Origin of the sequence: Phenylobacterium sp., from assembly GCF_025351295.1 — a bacterium.
Lineage (GTDB): Bacteria > Pseudomonadota > Alphaproteobacteria > Caulobacterales > Caulobacteraceae > Phenylobacterium.
In genome coordinates this window covers 35189-54939 of record NZ_JANXWD010000038.1, presented here as the reverse complement: position 1 = coordinate 54939, position 19751 = coordinate 35189, and the positions used below count along the sequence as shown (strand labels likewise).

The following is a 19751-nucleotide window of genomic DNA, read 5'->3' as shown; positions in this document are numbered from 1 at the left end:
GCCGCGGCTACCCGCCGAACGTCTTTCGCAGGCGGAAGTAGAACACCCGGCCGGGCTCGTAGGTGCGGTCGTCAAGGGACGGCGCGCCGCCGGCGCTGCGCGGGCCGGGATAGGACAGGTACTGCTTGTGCAGCTGGCGGGCGGTGACGTTCGGCAGCTCGATGCGCAGGCTGAGGTCTGGTCGGGGCCGCCACTCCGCGAACGGCTTGACGTAGGTCCTGAGCTTGTCGACCTCGATCAGGTTGAAGCGGTAGTAGCGCTCCCGCCAGCCACCGAACATGTCGACGCCATAGCTGAACCGCCACTTCGGGATGTCCTGGGTGAAGTTGAGGTTCCAGTCGGTCGGGTGCAGGCCCGAGATTTCGCGCTTACGTCGCGTGGTCGGGTCGGTGACGCTGGACCAGCGGCGGGTGGCGTCGCCCTTCAGCACCGCGCCCTTCAGGCCCAGGCGGTCCAGCGGCAGGCTGTATTCGACGATCAGCTCGTCCTTGGTCCCGTCGCCGATGTTGGTGGGCTGGTCGAATACCCCGGTGGCGGTGAACACCGGCCCGCGGTCCACCGCGTCGGTGAGCTCCGAGTGGCGGTAGGTCACGGTGACCGAGGCCGAGCCCCAGAACCGCTGCTCCACCGCCGCCTCGCCGACCCAGGCCTGCTGCGGGTTGAGGTCGGGATTGCCGGCGGTGATGCCCGACGCGGTGTTGAGGCCGCCGCTGGCCACGAAGTCGTTGAAATTGAGCTGGCCGACCTCGCGCTCCAGCCGCAGCCGCACCTGGGTGGAGGCCCGCGCATCCCAGCTGACCGCCACGCGGGGCTTCAGATACTGCAGCGTCTTGCCCAGCATGACATCGCCGGCCGAGGTGATCCGGGTGTGCTCGTAGCGCAGGCTCGCATCGACCGTCCAGGCGGTGGCCGGCCGCCAGGTCCCCTTGGCGAACGCCTCGCTGCGACGCTCCTCGACCTGCACATTGGCGGCCGGCAGGGCCACGGCCGCGCCGTCCGACGACAGCCGCGTGGCGCTGTCCTGCCGGTTGATCGCCGTCTCGGCGCCGCCTTCCAGGGAGAGCCGGTCGCCGAACCGGTACTTCGCCACCGAGCGCGCGATCGTCTCGCTGGAATTGCGGTCTAGGTCGAACAGGCTGGATTCCCGGTCGGTGAACAGCGACTCCAGCCGCACGTCGTGGGTCTGGCGAAGCCCGACCACCTCCAGCGAGGCCCGCGGCCCCAGCGCATGGGTGTAGTTGCCGCCTATCTCGCGGTCGTCGGTGTAGAACAGGTCGACCTCGTGCTCGGTGGTGGGGACCGCGCCCATGACGTCCTCGGTCTCCTCGCCCTTGTACTTGTCGCTGTAGGCCCGGACGTTCAGGCGCAGCTTGCCGCCCGCCACCGGGGTCTCGATCCCGCCGGTCAGCTGGCCGTTCAGAATGTCGCCCTCGCCCTGGCTGATGCGTACGGGGGTGATGTGGCCCTGGGCGTCGATCCGCTGGCTGGGACCCGGGCCATAGCCGCCGTCGAGCCCCTTGCCGACCAGGGTCGAGGCCTCCCACTTGGTCTTGCCCAGGGTCCCGGACAGCTCGACCCGGCCGGCCGGCAGCTGGCGGTCGTCGTAGGTGCTCTGGTTGGAGGCGGAGATCAGGGCCTTGAACCCGCCGCCGGCCTTGCGCACCACATTGGCGATCACCGTCTTGCCCTGCATGTCGATGCCGGGGGCGCCGCCGCGGATCACCTCGATGCGGTCGACGCTGCTGGCCTGGATGCGGCGCAGGACCTGCTCCAGGTCGTCGGTCTTGGTGGTCGGACGCTGGCCGTCGATCAGCACATTGCCGGCCGAACTCTCATAGCCGCGCGCGCCTGACCCGCGGTCGAAGGTGAAGCCGGGAATCCGCTCCACCATCTCCGAGGCGTTGCCGGACTGGTAGGGTGCGAAGAACGCCGCCGGATAGCTGGTCACCCCCGGCTGCGGCGGTGCGGCCTGTGGCGTCGCTGCGACGGCGGCCTGCGCCAAGAGGCTGGCGATCAGCATGCAAGAACTCTCCCCAATGTACGCACGTAAACTGCGCTCGGGGCGTCGCGCCAATTAATTGACCGTAACCTGGATTAAATCGCATAACCCGCCCCCTGGCTCCCGGCTGGCGGCGCGCGCTATGGTCCGCGCCAAAGCCGGGGAGAACACGCGTGCGCGCCACCAGAACCACCATGGGCCTTTCGCTGGCCATGGCCCTCACCAGCCTGACCTCAGCCTGGCCGCAGACGCCGCCCGCGCCGGCCTATCCGCCAGGCCCGGGCTACGCCGGCGTCGCCGGGTCGCCCGAGGAGAACGCCCGCATCACCGCGCTCTGCGGCAAGAACCGCAACGCCGCCGACGGCTATGCGCCCGCGCCGGCCTTCCCTGGCCAGACCCGGGCGCCCAAGGCCCCGGCCCGGCAGCCGTTCACCGTCGAGACGGTGGCCAAGATCGACCGCCCCTGGGGCATGGCCATCCTGCCCAACGGCCAGCTGCTGGTGGCCATCCGGGCCGGCGGCATGCGGATCGTGGACCCCGACGGCAAGGTCTCCGAGCCGTTGGCCAATGTGCCGGCGATCCAGAACGCCCGGCTGTCGGCTCTATACGACGTCAGCCTCGACCGCGACTTCGCGAAGACCCGCACGATCTACTTCGGCTACGTGACCAAGGCCGACACCGGGACCGCCGCAGTCGGCCGGATCGCCAAGGCCCGGCTCTCGGCCGACGAGAAGAGCCTGGAGAACGTCACCACCCTGCGCGAAGGCGCCGATATCGTCCCGCGCCGGATCGTCCAGGCGCCCGACGGCACCCTGCTGATCCCCTCGGCGGTGATCGATAGCGGCGGCCCCAATCCCCAGGCGCTCGACAGCCAGCTGGGCAAGATCCTGCGCATCAATACCGACGGGACCATCCCGAAGAACAACCCGTTCCTGAAGGACCCCAAGGCCAATCCGGCGCTCTATGCGCTGGGCTTCCGCGACGTGCACGGCGCGGCCTTCGACCCGAAGACCGGCAAGCTCTGGGTGGCCGAGAACACGCCCATGGGCGGCGACGAGCTGAACCTCATCAGGGCCGGCGGCAACTACGGCTTCCCGATCATCAGCTACGGCCGCGAGAACAGCGGCGCCCTGATCGACGGCGGCAAGACCGCAGAGGCCGGCATGGAGCAGCCGGTCTACTACTGGAACCCGTCGATCGCGCCGTCGGGGATGCTGTTCTACACCGGCGCCGCCCTGCCCGGCTGGAAGGGCAGCGTGTTCATCGGCGGCCTCTCTGGCCAGCAGCTGGTCCGGCTGGAGATGAAGAACGGCAAGGTGACCGGCGAGGAGAAGCTGCTCATGGACACCTGCCACCGCATCAAGACCGTCGCCCAGGGCCCCGACGGCCTGATCTACCTCGCCACCGACGAACCCAAGGGCGCCGAAATCCTGCGCCTCAAGCCGGCGAAGAAATAGGCCCCAATACTCGGCTCATCCCGGCAAATGCCGGGACCCGGATCGTAAAGGGCAGATTGCGCCTGGAAGGGCGCCGCGCTCAGCGAACCCTTCGCTCCGCCATCCGATCTGGGTCCAGGCCTTCGCCGGGATGAGCGGATCAAGCGACTAGCTGGGCCACGCGTCGAACTGCGGGGACCCGTCGGCGATCACCTCCCAGCGCGCCTTGGAGCCCACGAAGATGTGCCCCGAGATCGCCAGGTCCGGGTCGCCGTCCAGCGCGCCGGCCGGGATCAGCACCCGCTGGCCGTCGGACAGGATGTGCGGGACCGGGCAGCCGCAGGTGCGGCAGAACAGGCTCTTCCAGCCGGCGGGGGTGGCGTAGACCTGCACCTGGTCCTCGCCCGACAGCCATTCGAAGCGGTCGCGACGAATGTTCAGCACCGCGTTCGAGCCCGTGCCCGATACCCGCCGGCACCGCGAACAGTGGCAGAAGCCCACGGGCGCGAGCTTCTCCTTCACCCCGAACCGGACCGCCCCGCAGAGGCACCCCCCGACGGCAACGAACTCGGACATGGCTAGACCGCCGTCCCGCCCACCGTCAGGCCGGTGATCTTCAGCGAGGGCTGGCCGACGCCGACCGGCACGCTCTGGCCGGACTTGCCGCAGACGCCGACGCCGGGGTCGAAGTCGAAGTCGTCGCCGATCATGGTCACCCGCGTCAGCGCCGAGGGGCCATCACCGATCAGGGTCGCGCCCTTCACCGGGGTGGTGATCTTGCCGTCCTCGATCAGGTAGGCCTCGGTGCACTGGAACACGAACTTGCCGTTGGTGATGTCCACCTGGCCGCCGCCGAAGTTGGCGCAGTAGAGGCCGCGCTTGGTCGACGCGATCATCTCCTCCGGCTTGTGCGATCCGCCCAGCATGGCGGTGTTGGTCATCCGCGGCATCGGCATGTGGGCGTAGGACTGCCGGCGTGCGTTGCCGGTCGCCGCCATGCCCATCAGCCGCGCGCTCATCCGGTCGTGCATGTAGCCGACCAGGATGCCGTCCTCGATCAGGATGGTCCGTTCGGTCGGCGTCCCCTCGTCGTCGACGGTGAGCGAGCCTCGGCGGCCCGGCAGCGTCCCGTCGTCGAACACGGTCACGCCCTTGGCGGCCACCCGCTCGCCGAGGCGGCCGGAGAACGCCGAGGTGCCCTTGCGGTTGAAGTCGCCCTCCAGGCCGTGGCCTACGGCCTCGTGCAGCAGCACCCCGTTCCAGCCGGGACCCAGCACCACGTCCATCTCGCCGGCCGGGCAGGGCACGGCGTCCAGGTTGACCAGCGCCTGGCGCAGCGCCTCGTCCACCTGGGCCTGCCACTTCTCCGGCGTGATCCAGGCCTCGAAGCCGGCCCGGCCGCCGGCCCCGGTGTAGCCGTTCTCCCGCTTGCCATCGCGCTCGACGGTGACCTGGACGTTGATCCGGCTCAGCGGCCGCACGTCGCGGATCAGCCGTCCGTCGGCGCGCAGGATCTCCACCGTGCGCCGCTCGCCGGCGATCGAGGCCATCACCTGCACGATGCGCGGGTCGCGCGCCCGGGCCCAGGCGTCGATCTCCTGCAGCAGCGCGACCTTGTCGGAGAAGTCGGGCGAGGCCAGCGGGTTCTCCTCGCCATAGAGCTTGGCGTTGGTGGCCCGCGGGCTCTCGGCCGCCACGCCGGAATAGCCGCGCTTGGCCAGCCGCGCCGAATCCGCCGCCCGCCGGATCGCCGCCTCGGAGATCTCCGAGGCATGGGCGTAGCCCGCCGTCTCGCCGGCCACCACCCGCAGGCCGAAACCCTCGGTGGCGTCATAAGCCGCCGACTTCAGCCGCCCGTCGTCGAACAGGAAGCTCTCGCTCTCGGAGCGCTCGACGAACAGCTCCCCGTCGTCGGCCCCGATCAGCGCTTCATTGAGGATTTCCTGGGCGCGGGCGGGATCGACTCCAGAGGCGTCGAGGATCGAGGGAGCGGGGACTGGGGCGTTCATCGCATCAAGATAGGGACTCGGGCGGCGGGCGTCACGTGCGGCATCCTTCCTGTCCTATTCTTCGCCCGCCGCGTTGCAGGGAGCCGCCATTTCACTGGGTCATGCCCCCGGTTCATCTGCCCTGTCTTCGGGGCTCGGGCGCCCGGAAAACGCGCTCGGCGAACCGGGTGTCGTGGCTGCCCGCGGCGTAAGGGCCCCGAACGCCTTGGCAAGCTCCTGGGATGCGCGTATGCACCCGGCGAAGGGGCCGGTCGGGCGTCGCGCAAGCGTGTCCGCGCGGCCAGTTCCGAAGTCGGCGGAGGTGGTCCGAGTTGGGCGCCGTCGGCCTAGCAGACCGAGGGGACATGAAGTCTAGCTTTCACGGATTGCGGACGCGGGCGGCGGGGGCCTTCGCGGGCGCCGGGGCCGCGTTCTGGAGCGCGACCGCCTGGGCCGCCGACAAATACGGCCAACCCACGGACGGCGCGATCGGCATGCAGCCCGGCGTCACGCCGCTGCGAGAGGACGCGATCTGGTTCCATAACGTCATCCTGATGCCGATCATCACGTTCATCGTGGTGTTCGTGGCCGGCCTGCTGGCCTGGGTGGTCATCCGCTACAACAAGAAGTCGAACCCGGTGCCGGCCAAGTGGAGCCACAACACCCTGGTGGAGATCGTCTGGACGGTGGCGCCGGTGATGATCCTGATGGTCATCGCGGTGTTCTCGTTCCGCCTGCTGTTCGCCTACAACGACATGCCCAAGCCGGACGTGACCATCAAGGCCACGGGCTACCAGTGGTACTGGGGCTTCGAATACCCCGACCAGAAGATCGGCGAGTACGTCTCCAACATCCTGCCGGAAGACAAGGCCCAGGCCGCCGGCGTGCCCTACAAGCTGGCCGTCACCGAGCCGCTCTACGCGCCGGTCAACAAGGTGGTCCGCGTCCAGGTGACCGGCGCCGACGTCATTCACGCCTTCGCCATCCCGGCCTTCGGGATCATCACCGACGCCGTCCCGGGCCGCCTGAACGAGACCTGGTTCAAGGCCGACCGCGAAGGCATCTACTACGGCAACTGCCGTGAGCTGTGCGGGGTCAACCACGCCTTCATGCCCCTCGAGGTGCATGTGGTGAGCCAGGCGGCATTCGATGCCTGGGTGGCCAAGAAGGGCGGCCACACCGGCCCGGCCGCCGCTGCGCCAGCCGCTGCGGCTCCGTCCGCCGCCGCCGCCGGTCAGACCGCCGCCGCCATCGCGCCGGCTGCGGCGACCCCGGCCGCCGTCGCTCCGGCGGCTGCGCCCGCGCCTGCCGCCGCAACCCCTGCCGCGCCCAAGGCGCCGGCCGCGAAATAGAGTTGGGACCCGCGTAAGATGGCTCAAGCCGCCGCTCACGATCACCACGATGACGACCACGGCCACGTGCCGGGGTTCTTCACCCGCTGGTTCTTTTCCACCAACCACAAGGACATCGGCACGCTCTACATCCTGTTCGCCATCGTGGCGGGCCTGGTGGGCGGCGCGCTTTCCGGCCTGATCCGCCTGGAACTGGCCGAGCCCGGCATCCAGTACTTCAAGGCCGGCAGCTTCCTGGCCCGGAGCGGGCTCGTGGAGGCCTCGAACCACGGCTACAACGTCGTCGTGACGGCCCACGCCCTGATCATGATCTTCTTCATGGTCATGCCCGCCATGATCGGCGGGTTCGGCAACTGGTTCGTGCCGATCATGATCGGCGCGCCGGACATGGCCTTCCCGCGGATGAACAACATCTCCTTCTGGCTGCTGGTGGCGGCCGGCGGGATGCTGGTGACCTCGATGTTCGTGGACGGCGGGCCGGGCCGCGGCTTCGGCGGCGGCTGGACGCTCTATCCGCCGCTCTCGACCTCAGGCCACACCGGCCCGGCGATGGACTGCGCGATCCTCTCGGTCCACCTGGCCGGCGCCAGCTCGATCCTGGGCGCCATCAACTTCATCACCACGATCTTCAACATGCGCGCGCCGGGCATGACGCTGCACCGCATGCCGCTGTTCGTCTGGTCGATCCTGGTGACCGTGTTCCTGCTGCTGCTCTCGCTGCCCGTGCTTGCCGGCGCGATCACCATGCTGCTCACCGACCGCAACTTCCACACCCACTTCTTCGATGCCGCCGGCGGCGGCGACCCGGTGATGTTCCAGCACCTGTTCTGGTTCTTCGGTCACCCGGAAGTGTACATCCTGATCCTGCCCGGCTTCGGGATGGTCAGCCACATCGTCTCCACCTTCTCGCGCAAGCCGGTGTTCGGCTACCTGGCCATGGCCTACGCCATGGTGGCGATCGGCTTCATCGGCTTCGTGGTGTGGGCGCACCATATGTACACGGTGGGCATGGGCATCCAGCTGCGGGCCTATTTCGTCGCGGCGACCATGGTCATCGCGGTGCCCACCGGGGTGAAGGTGTTCTCCTGGATCGCCACGATGTGGGGCGGGTCGCTGGACTTCAAGACGCCCATGCTGTGGGCGATCGGCTTCATCTTCCTGTTCACCGTGGGCGGGGTGACGGGCGTGGTCCTGGCCAACGCCGGCGTCGACTACAGCGTGCACGACACCTACTACGTGGTCGCCCACTTCCACTATGTGCTCAGCCTGGGGGCCGTGTTCGCGATCTTCGCCGGCTTCTACTACTGGTTCGAAAAGATGTGGGGCGTGAAGTACCGCGAGTGGATGGGCTGCGCCCATTTCTGGATCACCTTCGTCGGCGTGAACCTGATCTTCTTCCCGCAGCACTTCCTGGGCCTGCAGGGCATGCCGCGCCGCTATGTCGACTACCCCGAGGCCTATGCCTACTGGAACAAGATCTCCTCGATCGGCTACGCGGTGACGCTGGTCGGCGTGGGCGTCTTCCTGCTGGTGCTGCTCGACGCCATGGTCTTCCGTCGCAAGGCCGAGGCCAATCCGTGGGGCGAGGGCGCGACGACGCTGGAGTGGACCCTGTCCTCGCCGCCGCCGTTCCACCAGTTCAACGAACTGCCGGTGGTGCAAGCCGACGTCCACTAGCTGCCTAGTTCCTCCCCCGCCCGGCGGGGGAGGGGGACCGCGAAGCGGTGGAGGGGGCGCAAAGCCACAGGCTCCGAGCTTGAGGCCTTGCGCCCCCTCCGTCTCGCGCCAAGGGGCGCGATCCACCTTACCCGTCGTCTTCGCGGCGGCTGAGGCGCGGCGCTTGGGACATTCTGAGAGTATGATCCGATGACCATGGCTACGGTCGATACCCCCGCGCGCCTACCCGCCCGCTGGCAGGATTACGTGCTGCTGATGAAGCCGCGCGTCATGTCGCTGGTGGTGTTCACCGCGCTCACCGGCCTGGTTTGCGCCAAGACCCCGCTGCACCCGGTGCTGGCGGGCGTGGCGATCCTCTGCATCGCGGTCGGCGCCGGGGCCTCGGGCGCGCTCAACATGTGGTACGACGCCGACATCGACGGCCAGATGCGCCGCACGCGCGGCCGGCCGGTGCCCTCGGGCCGGGTGCAGGGTGCCGACGCGCTGACTCTGGGCGTGGTGCTGTCGCTGTTCTCGGTGATGCTGATGGGGATGGCGCTGAACTGGCTGGCGGCCGGCCTGCTGGCCTTCACCATCGTCTTCTACGCCGTGGTCTACACCATGTGGCTGAAGCGCTGGACGGCGCAGAATATCGTCATCGGCGGCCTCGCCGGCGCGCTGCCGCCGGTGATCGGCTGGGCGGCGGCCACCGGGACCGCTCCGGCCAACGCCTGGCTGCTGTGCGCGATGATCTTCATGTGGACCCCGCCGCATTTCTGGGCGCTGTCGCTCTACACCTCGGAGGACTACGCCAAGGCCGGGGTGCCGATGATGCCGGTGGTCAAGGGCGCGGCCTCCACCCGCACCCAGATCCTGGTCTACAGCCTGCTGCTGATCCCGGTCTGCCTGGCGCCGGCCGCCACCGGCCTGGGCGGAGCGATCTACCTGGGCGTGGCCGGCCTTGGCGGGCTGGTGTTCCTGCTGCTGGCCTGGCGGCTCTACCGCAGCAAGTCCGGCGAGGCGCCCGACCTGAGCAACCCCGACCCGCGCCCCGACCCGCGCAATGATGACGGCCTCTACGACGTCCGCGCCGGGGCCCGCGACGCCCGCAATCTTTTCGCCTTCTCGATCCTGTACCTCTCGCTGCTGTTCGCCACCTTGCTGGGCGAGCATGTGGCCGGCCTTGCGCCGCTGGAGTTGTTCCGATGAGCGATCCCACCCACGAGGGCGCCGACTTCGCCAAGGCCCGCCGGGGCCGCAACATCGCCATCGCGCTGGGCCTGGTGGTCTTCGTGATCCTGGTCTTCGTCGTCACCATCGTGCGGTTGGGAGCCAGCGTCGTTGACCGGTTCTGATCGCCTGCCCACCCCCCCCGACCCCGCCGCCAGGCGCAACGCCCGTGTCGCGCTCATCTGCGGCGTGGCCATCGTCGCCGTGGTCGGGGCCGCCTATGCCTCGGTGCCGCTCTACCGGGCCTACTGCCAGGCCACCGGCTTCGACGGCGCCACGGTCCGCGCCCAGGTCGCGCCGGACAAGACCCTGGCCCGCACGGTCACCGTCCGGTTCGACGCCAACGTCAACGGCCTGCCCTGGACCTTCTGGGCCGAGCAGGGCGCCCAGAGCGTCAAGATCGGCGAGACCAAGCTGGCCTTCTTCAAGGTCACCAACCACGCCAACAAGCCGGTGACCGCCCGCGCCGTCTACAACGTCGTCCCCGAACAGGCCGGCGCCTATTTCCAGAAACTGCAGTGCTTCTGTTTCAACGAGCAGACCATTCCGGCCGGCGCCACGGTGGAGATGCCGGTGCTCTATTTCATCGATCCCAAGTTCACCGAGGACGTGAACACCAAGGGCGCCACCGAGGTGACGCTGAGCTACACCTTCTACCCATCGGTAAACGGTGCGAAGCAGGCCCAGGCCGCGCCCCCGAAGCCAAAGGGCTAGAACGCCTCTCCCTCTCCGCTTCGCGGGGGGCGAGGAAATCGGCGCCGTCGCTTCGCGGCGCCATCTTGCCCCTTTCCCCCTTGGCGAAGGGTCCAGCGCGGGGCTATAGCGTCGCGGACTATGCGCGACTCTTTGGGGGGGCCGCGCGCCTACGGAACGGCAAGGGATTGGGACCGCGATGGCCGCTGGCGTGAAGCACGACTACCACCTGGTCAATCCGAGCCCGTATCCGCTGATCGGCTCGATCGCGGCGATCGTCATGGCGCTGGGCGGCGTGGCCTGGATGAAGGGCCTGTTCGGCATCCCGCAGCACAATCCGCTGCTGTTCTTCGCCGGCCTGGCCGGCGTGCTCTACACCATGTTCGGCTGGTGGTCGGAGGTGGTGAAGGAAGCCAACCAGGGCGACCACACCCCGGTGGTGTCGATCGGCCTGCGCTACGGCATGGTCCTGTTCATCGCGTCCGAAGTGATGTTCTTCGTCGCCTGGTTCTGGATCTTCTTCGAGATGGCCCTGTTCCACGGCAACCGCGTGCTGGGCCCGATCCCGGAAGTCCAGCAGGCCTGGGCCACCTTCCCGCCCAAGGGCGTCGAGGCCGTGCCGGCCTTCGAACTGCCGCTGGTCAACACCCTGACCCTGCTGCTCTCGGGCACCACAGTGACCTGGGCCCACCACGCCCTGCAGGTCGGCGACCGCCGGAACGCCAAGATCGGCCTGGTGCTGACCATCATCCTGGGCGTGCTGTTCACCTCGATCCAGGCCTACGAGTACAACCACATCCTGACGCACAAGTACTTCTTCGGCGGCGAGGGCCAGGAGAGCTCCGGCCTCTACGGCTCGTCCTTCTTCATGGCCACCGGCTTCCACGGCTTCCATGTGCTGATCGGCACCATCTTCCTGTCGGTCTGCCTGCTGCGACTGCTGGGCAAGGGCTTCAGCCCCAAGCAGCACTTCGGCTTCGAGGCGGCGGCCTGGTACTGGCACTTTGTGGACGTGGTCTGGCTGTTCCTGTTCGCCTTCATCTACGTGATCTTCGGAGCGCACGGTCACTAGGCTAGGAATGCATTGGGCAAGCCCCATCCGCTTTTGGCGGGCCTGGCGGGCCGCTGCCCGAACTGCGGAGAAGGTCATCTCTTCGAAGGGTTCCTGGAGGTCGCCCCGAGCTGCGCGGCCTGCGGCTACGACCTGTCGAAGGCGGATTCGGGCGATGGGCCGGCGGTGTTCATCACCATGATCGCCGGCTTCCTGGTGGCCTTCGCCGCCCTGATCACCGAGTTCACGATCCATCCGCCGATCTGGGTGCACCTGATCATCTGGCTGCCCCTGACCCTGATCCTGTCGCTGGGCCTGATCCGCCCGCTGAAAGGCCTGATGCTGGCCGCGCAGTTCATGAACCGGGCCTCCGAAGCGCGTCATGACGACTGAGCCGACCCGGGCGCGCGGGCGGTTCCCGATCGGCCTGACGATCGCCACCGCCATCGCCTTCGCCCTGCTGATCGGCCTGGGGACCTGGCAGGTGCAGCGGCTGCACTGGAAACAAGGCCTGCTGGCGCGCATCGCGGCCCTGCAGGCCGCGCCCGCCCAGCCGCTGGGGGCGGTGCTGGACCGCGTCGCGGCCGGCGGCGACGCGGACTACACCCGGGCCAAGGCCGTCTGCCCGGGCCTGGCCAAGGCGCCGGCCGTCCAGTTCTACACGCTGCGCGACGGCCAGGCCGGCGTGCGGCTGATCTCCGCCTGCCGGACCGCCAGCGCCAAGTATCGCTCCGTCCTGGTGGACCGCGGCTTCCTCCCCGACACCGTTGCCGCCCGCCCGGCCGTCAACGCCGCCGACACCACGCCCCTGGAGATCGTCGGCGTGCTGCACAGGCCCGACCGCGGCAACGCCTTCACCCCGCCCGACAGCCCTCGCCTCTGGTATCGTCGCAACCCGGTGACCATGGCCGCGGCCCTGCAGGCGCCCGACCCCGCGCCGCTGTTCCTGATGGCCGAGACCGCGACCAATCCGGAGTTCAAGGCGCTGATCCCGGTCCCGATTCCGATGGATATTCCCAACAACCACCTGGAATACGCCATCACCTGGTACGGCCTTGCCCTGGCATTGCTCGGCGTCTATGCCGCCATGCTCCTTCGCTGGCGGAAATCCTAGATGCGTTACGTCTCGACCCGCGGGCAGTCGCCCGCGGTCGGTTTCACCGATGCGGTGCTGGGCGGGTTGGCCCCGGACGGCGGGCTCTATGTGCCGCAGACCTGGCCGACGATCCCGCCCGACGAGATCGCCGCCTTCGCCGGCCAGCCCTACGCCCAGGTGGCGGCCCGGGTGCTGGGCGCCTTCGCCGGCGATGAGATCGCGCCGGCCGACCTGCGGGCCATGTGCGAGGAGGCCTACGCCACCTTCAGCCACCGGGCCGTGGTCCCGATGGTGCAGATCGGGCCGCAGACTTTCATCGCCGAGCTTTTCCACGGCCCCAGCCTGGCGTTCAAGGACGTGGCCATGCAGATCCTGGCCCGGCTCTACGACCACCTGCTGGGCCTCCAGGGCCGCCGCCAGACCATCCTTTGCGCGACCTCCGGCGACACCGGCGGCGCGGCGGTCGAGGCCTTCCGGGGCGCGAAGAACGTCAAGCTCGTGGCGATGTTTCCCAAGGGTCGCATCTCCGAGGTGCAGCGCCGCTTCATGACCACCGCCACCGAGCCCAACATCGCCTGCGTGGCGGTGGACGGCACCTTCGACGACTGCCAGGCGATCCTCAAGGACGCCTTCCAGGACCAGGTGTTGAAACAGGCCGTGGACCTGGCCGCGGTCAACTCGATCAACTTCGCCCGCATCGCGGCCCAGGCGGTCTACTACTTCACGACCGCCGCGGCCCTGGGCGCGCCGGATCGGGCGGTCAACTTCGTGGTCCCGTCCGGCAACTTCGGCGACGCCTATGCCGGCTATGTGGCGACGCGGCTGGGCCTGCCGATCCGGCGCATCGTGGCGGCGACCAATGCCAACGACATCCTGGCGCGGGCCTTCCAGACCGGCCGTTATGCGCGCGGCGCGGTCCAGGCGACCCTGTCGCCGGCCATGGACATCCAGTCGGCCTCCAACTTCGAGCGGCTCTATTTCGAGGGCGTCGGCCGCGAGCCTGTGGAAACCACCCGCGCCTTCCAAGCCTTCGCCAACGCCGGCGTCGTCGACATCCCGCCCGCCGCGCTCGCCACGATGCAGGCCCTGTTCACCGGCGTGGCGATCGGCGAGGCGGAGACCGCGCGAACCATCCTCGTCACCCTGAACGAGACCGGCGAACTGATCGATCCGCATACCGCCGTCGCGGTGGCCGCCCTGCGCCACGTGGCCCTGGAGGGGCCGGTCGTGGTGCTCTCCACCGCCCACCCGGCCAAGTTCCCACAGGATGTGGCCAAGGCCTGCGGCGTCACGCCCGACCTGCCGCGCGGGGTGGCGACCCTGGCCGGGCGCCCGGAACGGTTCGACCACCTGCCCGGCGAGGCTGCGACGATCAAGGCCTACGTCCGCGCCTTTGCGGAGGCCTGAGCCCGTGACCCCCAAGGTTCATACCCTGTCGAACGGCGTCCGCGTGGTCTGCGATCCGCTGCCGGGCTGGCAGACCACGGCGCTGTCGGTGGTGGCCGGGCGCGGCGCGCGGTTCGAGGACGCCGGCCACTCCGGCTGGTCGCACCTGCTTGAGCACATGGTGTTCAAGGGGGCCGGCGGCCGCTCGGCCAAGCAGATCGTCGAGGCGATCGAGGCCGAGGGCGGGCACATCAACGCCGCCACCGGCTATGAGCGCACCAGCTTCCAGATCCGCGCCCTGAAGGGCGGCCTGGACCTGGGCTCGGCGGTGATCGCCGACCTGGTGCTGCGCCCGGCCATGGACGCCGCCGACCTCACCCGCGAGAAGCAGGTGGTGGGCCAGGAGATCGCCGAGGCCGCCGACACCCCCGACGACCTGGTGTTCGAACTGGCCCAGGAAGCGGCCTTCGCCGGCCAGCCGCTGGGCCGGCCGATCCTGGGGACGCCCAAGTCCATCGGGACCGCGACGCCGGAAACGCTCAGCGCCTGGCGCGCCGCCCTCTATGCGCCGGGGACCCTGGTGGTCAGCGCCGCCGGGGCGGTCGACGAGGAGGAGCTGCTGGCCCTGGCCGAGCGGGATTACGGCGGCGCGGCGGGGGCGGATCTCGCGGCGCCCGAGCCGGCCGCGTTCGCCGGCGGGACCAAGACGGTCGCCAAGAAGCTGGAGCAGGCCAACCTGGTGCTGCTGCTGCCGGCCGTCGGCGTGATGGACCCGGACTATTTCGCGCTGCGCCTGCTGGCCGAGATCCTGGGCGGCGGCATGGCGTCGCGGCTGTTCCAGGAGGCCCGCGAGGTGCGCGGCCTTGCCTACGCGATCGACGCCTATTCCGAGACCTATGCCGACACCGGCGTGCTGGGCGTGTTCGCTGGCTGCGCGGCCGGCGACGCCGTGGAACTGGCCGAGGTCACCGCCAACGAGCTGAAGGGCCTGACCGAGCCGGTCGGCGCGGCCGAGCTGTCGCGCGCCAAGGCCCAGCTCAAGGGCGCGATGTTCATGGGCCGCGAATCCGCCCTGGCCCGCGCCGAACAGGCCGCCGGCCAGGTGCTGCTGTTCGGCCGCACGCTGGACCCGGTCGCCGTGGCCGAGCAGATCGACGCCGTGACCCCGGCCCAGCTCGCGGCCCTGACCGTGCGCATCCTCGAGCCCCGCAAGGCCGCAGTCGCCATCCTCGGCCCCAAGGCCGCCCTCGCCGCCGCCGACCGCTTCGAACGGACCCTGTTCGGGTAGGCAAGAGAGACGCTCAGGCCGCTTCCGCGACCCCCGCCCCGTCCAGGATCGCCTGCAGGGCCCCGAACAGCTCTTCGACCCGGATTGGCTTGGCCACCACGCCGTCCATGCCGGCGGCGAGGTAGTCGGCGACCTGATGGGCCATGGCGTTGGCGGTGAGCGCCAGGATCGGCGTGCGCGGCCGGCCGCCGGCCAGTTCCGCGGCGCGGATCGCTCGGGTGGCGGCGGGGCCGTCCATCACCGGCATCTGGACGTCCATCAGGATCACGTCCCAGTCCTGCGTGCGCCAGGCGGCCACGGCCTCGGCGCCGTCGCTGACGATGTGGGGATCGATGCCCACCCGCTGCAGCAGGGTGCGCAGCACCAGCTGGTTGACGCTGTTGTCTTCGGCCGCCAGCACGCGCAGGCCGCCGCCGGCCTCGAGCGCGACGTCCGCCGGCGCGGGCGCGTCCGCCGCCGTGCCTTCGTCGCCGATCCAGGGCAACGGGACCACCAGCCGGAACTGGCTGCCGACGCCGGGTTGGCTGGCGACCTCGATATCGCCGCCCATCAGGGTGGCCAGGTCGCGGCAGATTGCCAGGCCCAGGCCGGTGCCGCCGAACCGGCGGGTGGTGGATGCGTCGACCTGCTCGAACTTGTTGAACAGCTGCGGCAGGCGGTTGGCGGGAATGCCGATGCCGCTGTCGACCACCGCGAACACCAGGGCCTCGCCGCGGCGGCTGACCTGGAGCCGCACCTCGCCCACCTCGGTAAACTTCAGGGCGTTGGACACCAGGTTGTAGAGCACCTGGCGCAGGCGCCCGCAGTCGCCGCGATACCGGCCGCGCGCGGTGGGGTCGATCTCGGTTACCAAGCCCAGGCCGCGCCCGGCGGCCACGGCGGCGAAGGCGTCGTGGGCGGTCCTGACCAGGCGCGAGAGCTCGAAGTCCACGACCTCGAGCTGCAGCTTGCCCGCCTCGATCTTGGACAGGTCGAGGACGTCGTTGAGCACGGTCAGCAGCACCTCGCCGGACTGGCGGATGGTGTCCAGCCGCGCGCGCTGGCGACCGACCAGCTCGTCGGCGGCCATCGCCTGGGCCATGCCCAGCACGCCGTTCAGCGGGGTGCGGATTTCGTGGCTCATGGTGGCCAGGAAGGCGCTCTTGGCGCGGTTGGCGGCCTCGGCGTCGTCCCGGGCCTGGACCAGCGCCGCCTCGGCAAGCTTGCGCTCGGTGATGTTCTGCATGGCGCCCAGCAGGCGCATCGGCTCGCCCGCCTCGTCGCGCAGCAGCCGGGTCGTACACGCCGCCCAGACTTCCTTGTCGTCGGCCCGGTTGATCCGGTACTCCGGCCGGTAGGGCGTGTCGGTCTCCAGGGACGCCGCCCAGAGGTCGGCGATCCGCGCGCGGTCCTCCGGATGGATGGTGATGTTGAGGTCGGCCGCGATCTCTGCATCGCTGAGCGAGCCGTCGAAGAAGGTCTCGTTGGCGCCCACGGCGATGATCTCGCCGGTGGCGTAGTCCAGCTCCCAGACGTGCAGGTCGGCGATCTCCACCGCCATCTGCAGGCGCTGTTCGGAGCGCTCGCTGGCGCGCAGGGCCTCGGTCATGTCGGTGATGTCCACCGACACCGAGATCGCCCCGGCGATCCGGCCCGCTGAATCGAACCAGGGGCTGATCTGGGTGCGCAGCCAGATATCCGACCCGTCCGGCTCGCGGGCCCGGACCCGGGGTGCGGAGAAGGTCTCGCCGGCCAGGCAGCGGTCGAGGATCGCGCGGTAGGGGCCGAAGTATTCGGGGTCGATGTCGAAGATGCAGCGGCCGGTGAAATCGGCTTCCTCCCCACCCATGCCGCCTGCCGACGACTTGCTCGCGGCCAGGACGCGGGTCGCCCGATCGACCATCAGCACGCGCAGGGGCAGCGAGCCGATCAGGGTGACCAGGGCCGCCTGGCGCGGATCGACCACGGGTCGCGCGGCGGGGTGGGTCCGTCGCGTCAGGCGCGCGAAGCGCGTCGCCGCGTATTGTGCGCCGGCATAGCTGCTCCCCTGGCCACCTTGACGCTGCCGCAAGACACCCCTCCGATATTTGCGACCGATCCTGCGCGACACAGGCTTAAGGCCGATGCAACGGCGTCATGCGGCCCCTTGCGGCATCGTGGCGCAGGAGCCGCCGGCTCAGGCCGCCTGTGAGATCTCCGCCTCGTCGAGGACGGCCTGCAGGGCGCCGAACAGCGCCTCGACGCGGATCGGCTTGGCGATCACCCCGTCCATCCCGTCAGCGGTGTATTCGGCCACCTGGTGGGCCATGGCGTTGGCGGTGACGGCGACGATCGGCGTCCGCGCCCGCCCGGTCTCGGCCTCGAGCGCGCGGATGGTGCGGGTGGCGGTGGGGCCGTCCATCACCGGCATCTGCACGTCCATCAGGATCAGGTCCCAGGCCTGGCCGCGCCAGGCGGCGACCGCGGCGGCGCCGTCGTCGACGATCACCGGCTCGACTCCCATCTGCTGCAGCAGGGTGCGCAGCACCAGCTGGTTGATACTGTTGTCCTCGGCTGCCAGCACCCGCAGCGGCGTCTCCGCTTGGAACCCGGCGGTCTCCGGCGCAGCCTCCGCACAATCGGCGGGCGCCTCGTCGCCGACCCGCGCCAGGGTGACGGAAAGGTGGAACTGGCTGCCCTCGCCCTCGCGGCTCGCCACTGCGATGACGCCCTGCATCATGGCGGCCAGGTCGCGGCTGATCGCCAGGCCCAGGCCCGTGCCGCCGAACCGGCGGGTGGTGGAGGCGTCGGCCTGCTCGAACTTGTCGAACAGCCGCGCCAGCCGGTCGGCGGGGATGCCGATACCGGTGTCGGTGACGCTGAATACCAGCGCCTCGCCCTCACCGCGCGCCTCCACGCGGACCTCGCCGCGCTCGGTGAACTTCAGGCTGTTGGAGACCAGGTTGAACAGGATCTGCCGCAGGCGGGTGGCGTCGCCGCGATAGACCCCTGGCGCATCGGCCCCGGCCTCGACCGTCAGGGCCAGGCCCTTGCTGGCCGCCAGATCGCCGAACGCCGCCTGCACGCTCTCCAGCAGCGGCGTCAGCGCGAAGTCGGCCAGCTCCAGCTCCAGCTTACCGGCCTCGATCTTCGACAGGTCCAGCAGGTCGTTGAGGATCACCAGCAGGGCCTCGCCCGACTGGCGGATGGTCCGCAGGCGGCTGCGCTGCGGGCCGGTGAGGTCGTCGGCGGCCATCGCCTGGGCCATGCCCAGCACGCCGTTCAGCGGCGTGCGGATCTCGTGGCTCATGGTCGCCAGGAACACGCTCTTGGCCCGGTTGGCGGCCTCCGCCTGTTCCAGGGCCCGGACGATCTCGGCCTCGGACTGCTTGCGGTCGGTGATGTTCTGCATCGCGCCGATCAGGCGCAGCGGCTCGCCGGCGGCGTCGCGGATCATGCGGGTGGCGCAGGCCGCCCAGACCTCCTTGCCGTCCGCGCGGTTGATCCGGTACTCGGGACGGAACGGCGTGTCGTTGAGCACGGCCTCCTCCCAGGCGGGTCCGATCCGCGCGCGGTCGTCCGGATGGATGGTGATCTGGGCGTCGGCGACGATCTCCGCGTCGCTCAGCGAGCCGTCGAAGAAGGTGCTGGTCGCCCCGCCCGTGGTCAGCGCCTGGGTGGCGTAGTCCAGCTCCCAGACGTGCAGGTCGGCCAGTTCCAGGGCGATCTTCAGCCGCTGTTCCGACAGCTCCACGCCGCGGATCGCCTCGACCGTCTCGGTGATGTCGACGGCCACCATGATAATCCCGGCGACCCGGCCATTGACGTCGCGCCAGGGGTGGACCTCGGTCTGGAACCAGTGGACCGGCCCGTCGCCGATCTGCGAGCGGAACCGCGGCGTGCGGATGGTCTCCCCGGCCAGGGCGCGGTCGAGCACCTTGCGGAAGCGGCCGAACACCTCGGGCCGAAGCTCGGCAAGCGACCGGCCGATGAACTCGGCCTCGGGCACGCCCATCTCGGCGGCGGAGACCGGGCTCGCGGCCAGCACCCGCAGCTCGCAGTCGGTGAACAGCACGCGCAGCGGGATCGAGCGCACCACCGAGACCAGGGCGGCTCGGCGGGCAGCCGTCTCGTCGGGCGCGGCGGGGGAGAAGCGGGCGAGGCGCGCCAGCCGGGCGAGGCGCTCCAGCACCTCGACCTGCGGCCGGGCGGCGAAACTGACCACCAGCACCGCGGCCACCGCGTCGTCCTCCAGCCGGATCGGCACGGCGGCGGCGTAGCGGTCGCCGACCGCGAGGTCTTGGGGCGCGTCGGCGTCCAGCGCCAGGGTCACCAGGGGATCGCTGCGCAGCGGCGCCACCAGCCGCGCGCTGGCGCCGGGCAGCATGTCCTCGGCCGACCGCCGCACGTCCTCCAGCGCGGCCCAGACGGACTCCATCCAGGCCGTGGTCGCAGACGTGCCGCCGGCCGAGGGACGGTCGCCGGCCGATGGATCGCGAGCTTGCACCGAGACCTCCGGATCTTGCCGATCTTGCCGTCACCGTGGCGGCCGGGCGCTTAACGCAAGGTGACGAGCCGAACAAACGGTATGCGGCCTTCTGGCGCGGGGCTGGTCGCA

The 19751-nt window shown here is 70.0% G+C and carries 16 protein-coding genes; 11 read left to right on the top strand and 5 right to left on the bottom strand.

What is annotated here, in order from left to right; genetic code table 11:
- Positions 1-7: 7 nt before the first annotated feature.
- On the bottom strand, positions 8-2020 hold the full coding sequence (locus Q0R13_RS05930) for a TonB-dependent receptor (protein ID WP_293900915.1): 2013 nt from the start codon (positions 2018-2020) through the stop codon (positions 8-10).
- Between the two features lie 152 nt (positions 2021-2172).
- On the opposite strand from Q0R13_RS05930, the gene Q0R13_RS05925 reads away from it, so the two are divergent.
- A complete protein-coding gene (locus tag Q0R13_RS05925; RefSeq protein ID WP_293900912.1) occupies positions 2173-3456 on the top strand; it encodes a PQQ-dependent sugar dehydrogenase in 1284 nt (427 codons plus the stop codon).
- Positions 3457-3603: 147 nt separating this feature from the next.
- Here Q0R13_RS05925 and Q0R13_RS05920 read toward each other — a convergent pair whose 3' ends face one another.
- A complete protein-coding gene (locus Q0R13_RS05920; protein ID WP_293900909.1) occupies positions 3604-4011 on the bottom strand; it encodes a GFA family protein in 408 nt (135 codons plus the stop codon).
- A gap of 2 nt (positions 4012-4013) precedes the next feature.
- The gene (gene tldD, locus Q0R13_RS05915; RefSeq protein ID WP_293900906.1) at positions 4014-5444 is read right to left on the bottom strand and encodes a metalloprotease TldD; all 1431 of its coding nucleotides are present in this window, start codon (positions 5442-5444) and stop codon (positions 4014-4016) included.
- Between the two features lie 344 nt (positions 5445-5788).
- Between tldD and coxB the strand changes: the two genes are divergently transcribed.
- From coxB to Q0R13_RS05865, 10 genes are all read left to right on the top strand, one after another.
- Positions 5789-6775 carry a cytochrome c oxidase subunit II gene (gene coxB, locus Q0R13_RS05910; RefSeq protein ID WP_293900903.1) on the top strand — a complete coding sequence of 329 codons (987 nt, stop codon included), beginning with the start codon at positions 5789-5791 and terminating at the stop codon, positions 6773-6775.
- A gap of 18 nt (positions 6776-6793) precedes the next feature.
- Positions 6794-8452 (top strand): cytochrome c oxidase subunit I, encoded by a 1659-nt coding sequence (gene ctaD, locus Q0R13_RS05905; RefSeq protein ID WP_293900900.1) that lies wholly within the window; start codon positions 6794-6796, stop codon positions 8450-8452.
- A gap of 189 nt (positions 8453-8641) precedes the next feature.
- On the top strand, positions 8642-9640 hold the full coding sequence (gene cyoE / locus Q0R13_RS05900; protein ID WP_293900898.1) for a heme o synthase: 999 nt from the start codon (positions 8642-8644) through the stop codon (positions 9638-9640).
- Positions 9637-9786: a hypothetical protein gene (locus tag Q0R13_RS05895; protein ID WP_293900895.1), complete on the top strand. Its 150-nt coding sequence runs from the start codon at positions 9637-9639 to the stop codon at positions 9784-9786. The genes cyoE and Q0R13_RS05895 overlap by 4 nt, the downstream gene beginning before the upstream one ends.
- Positions 9773-10375 carry a cytochrome c oxidase assembly protein gene (locus Q0R13_RS05890; protein WP_293900893.1) on the top strand — a complete coding sequence of 201 codons (603 nt, stop codon included), beginning with the start codon at positions 9773-9775 and terminating at the stop codon, positions 10373-10375. Before Q0R13_RS05895 ends, Q0R13_RS05890 begins: the two co-directional genes overlap by 14 nt.
- Positions 10376-10553: 178 nt before the next feature.
- Positions 10554-11426: a cytochrome c oxidase subunit 3 gene (locus tag Q0R13_RS05885; RefSeq protein ID WP_293900890.1), complete on the top strand. Its 873-nt coding sequence runs from the start codon at positions 10554-10556 to the stop codon at positions 11424-11426.
- A gap of 12 nt (positions 11427-11438) precedes the next feature.
- On the top strand, positions 11439-11798 hold the full coding sequence (locus Q0R13_RS05880; RefSeq protein ID WP_293900887.1) for a DUF983 domain-containing protein: 360 nt from the start codon (positions 11439-11441) through the stop codon (positions 11796-11798).
- Positions 11788-12519, top strand: a complete 732-nt coding sequence (locus Q0R13_RS05875; protein ID WP_293900884.1) for an SURF1 family cytochrome oxidase biogenesis protein — start codon at positions 11788-11790, stop codon at positions 12517-12519. Before Q0R13_RS05880 ends, Q0R13_RS05875 begins: the two co-directional genes overlap by 11 nt.
- Positions 12520-13908: a threonine synthase gene (thrC, locus tag Q0R13_RS05870; protein WP_293900881.1), complete on the top strand. Its 1389-nt coding sequence runs from the start codon at positions 12520-12522 to the stop codon at positions 13906-13908.
- A 4-nt stretch (positions 13909-13912) separates the two neighbouring features.
- Positions 13913-15175 carry a pitrilysin family protein gene (locus Q0R13_RS05865; protein ID WP_293900878.1) on the top strand — a complete coding sequence of 421 codons (1263 nt, stop codon included), beginning with the start codon at positions 13913-13915 and terminating at the stop codon, positions 15173-15175.
- Positions 15176-15188: 13 nt separating this feature from the next.
- On the opposite strand, the gene Q0R13_RS05860 is transcribed toward Q0R13_RS05865, so the two are convergent.
- Together Q0R13_RS05860 and Q0R13_RS05855 are read right to left on the bottom strand one after the other, a co-directional pair.
- Positions 15189-17225 carry a PAS domain-containing hybrid sensor histidine kinase/response regulator gene (locus Q0R13_RS05860; protein WP_293900875.1) on the bottom strand — a complete coding sequence of 679 codons (2037 nt, stop codon included), beginning with the start codon at positions 17223-17225 and terminating at the stop codon, positions 15189-15191.
- Positions 17226-17330: 105 nt separating this feature from the next.
- Positions 17331-19640, bottom strand: a complete 2310-nt coding sequence (locus Q0R13_RS05855; RefSeq protein WP_293900872.1) for an ATP-binding protein — start codon at positions 19638-19640, stop codon at positions 17331-17333.
- Positions 19641-19751 lie beyond the last annotated feature (111 nt).

What these genes read in the sequence shown, in the direction of transcription:
- Q0R13_RS05895 (WP_293900895.1), top strand. Translation starts at nt 9,637, where the DNA reads ATGAGCGATCCCACCCACGAGGGCGCCGACTTCGCCAAGGCCCGCCGG.
- tldD (WP_293900906.1), bottom strand. Translation starts at nt 5,444, where the DNA reads ATGAACGCCCCAGTCCCCGCTCCCTCGATCCTCGACGCCTCTGGAGTC.
- coxB (WP_293900903.1), top strand. Translation starts at nt 5,789, where the DNA reads ATGAAGTCTAGCTTTCACGGATTGCGGACGCGGGCGGCGGGGGCCTTC.
- Q0R13_RS05885 (WP_293900890.1), top strand. Translation starts at nt 10,554, where the DNA reads ATGGCCGCTGGCGTGAAGCACGACTACCACCTGGTCAATCCGAGCCCG.
- Q0R13_RS05930 (WP_293900915.1), bottom strand. Translation starts at nt 2,020, where the DNA reads ATGCTGATCGCCAGCCTCTTGGCGCAGGCCGCCGTCGCAGCGACGCCA.
- ctaD (WP_293900900.1), top strand. Translation starts at nt 6,794, where the DNA reads ATGGCTCAAGCCGCCGCTCACGATCACCACGATGACGACCACGGCCAC.
- thrC (WP_293900881.1), top strand. Translation starts at nt 12,520, where the DNA reads ATGCGTTACGTCTCGACCCGCGGGCAGTCGCCCGCGGTCGGTTTCACC.
- Q0R13_RS05875 (WP_293900884.1), top strand. Translation starts at nt 11,788, where the DNA reads ATGACGACTGAGCCGACCCGGGCGCGCGGGCGGTTCCCGATCGGCCTG.
- Q0R13_RS05920 (WP_293900909.1), bottom strand. Translation starts at nt 4,011, where the DNA reads ATGTCCGAGTTCGTTGCCGTCGGGGGGTGCCTCTGCGGGGCGGTCCGG.
- cyoE (WP_293900898.1), top strand. Translation starts at nt 8,642, where the DNA reads ATGACCATGGCTACGGTCGATACCCCCGCGCGCCTACCCGCCCGCTGG.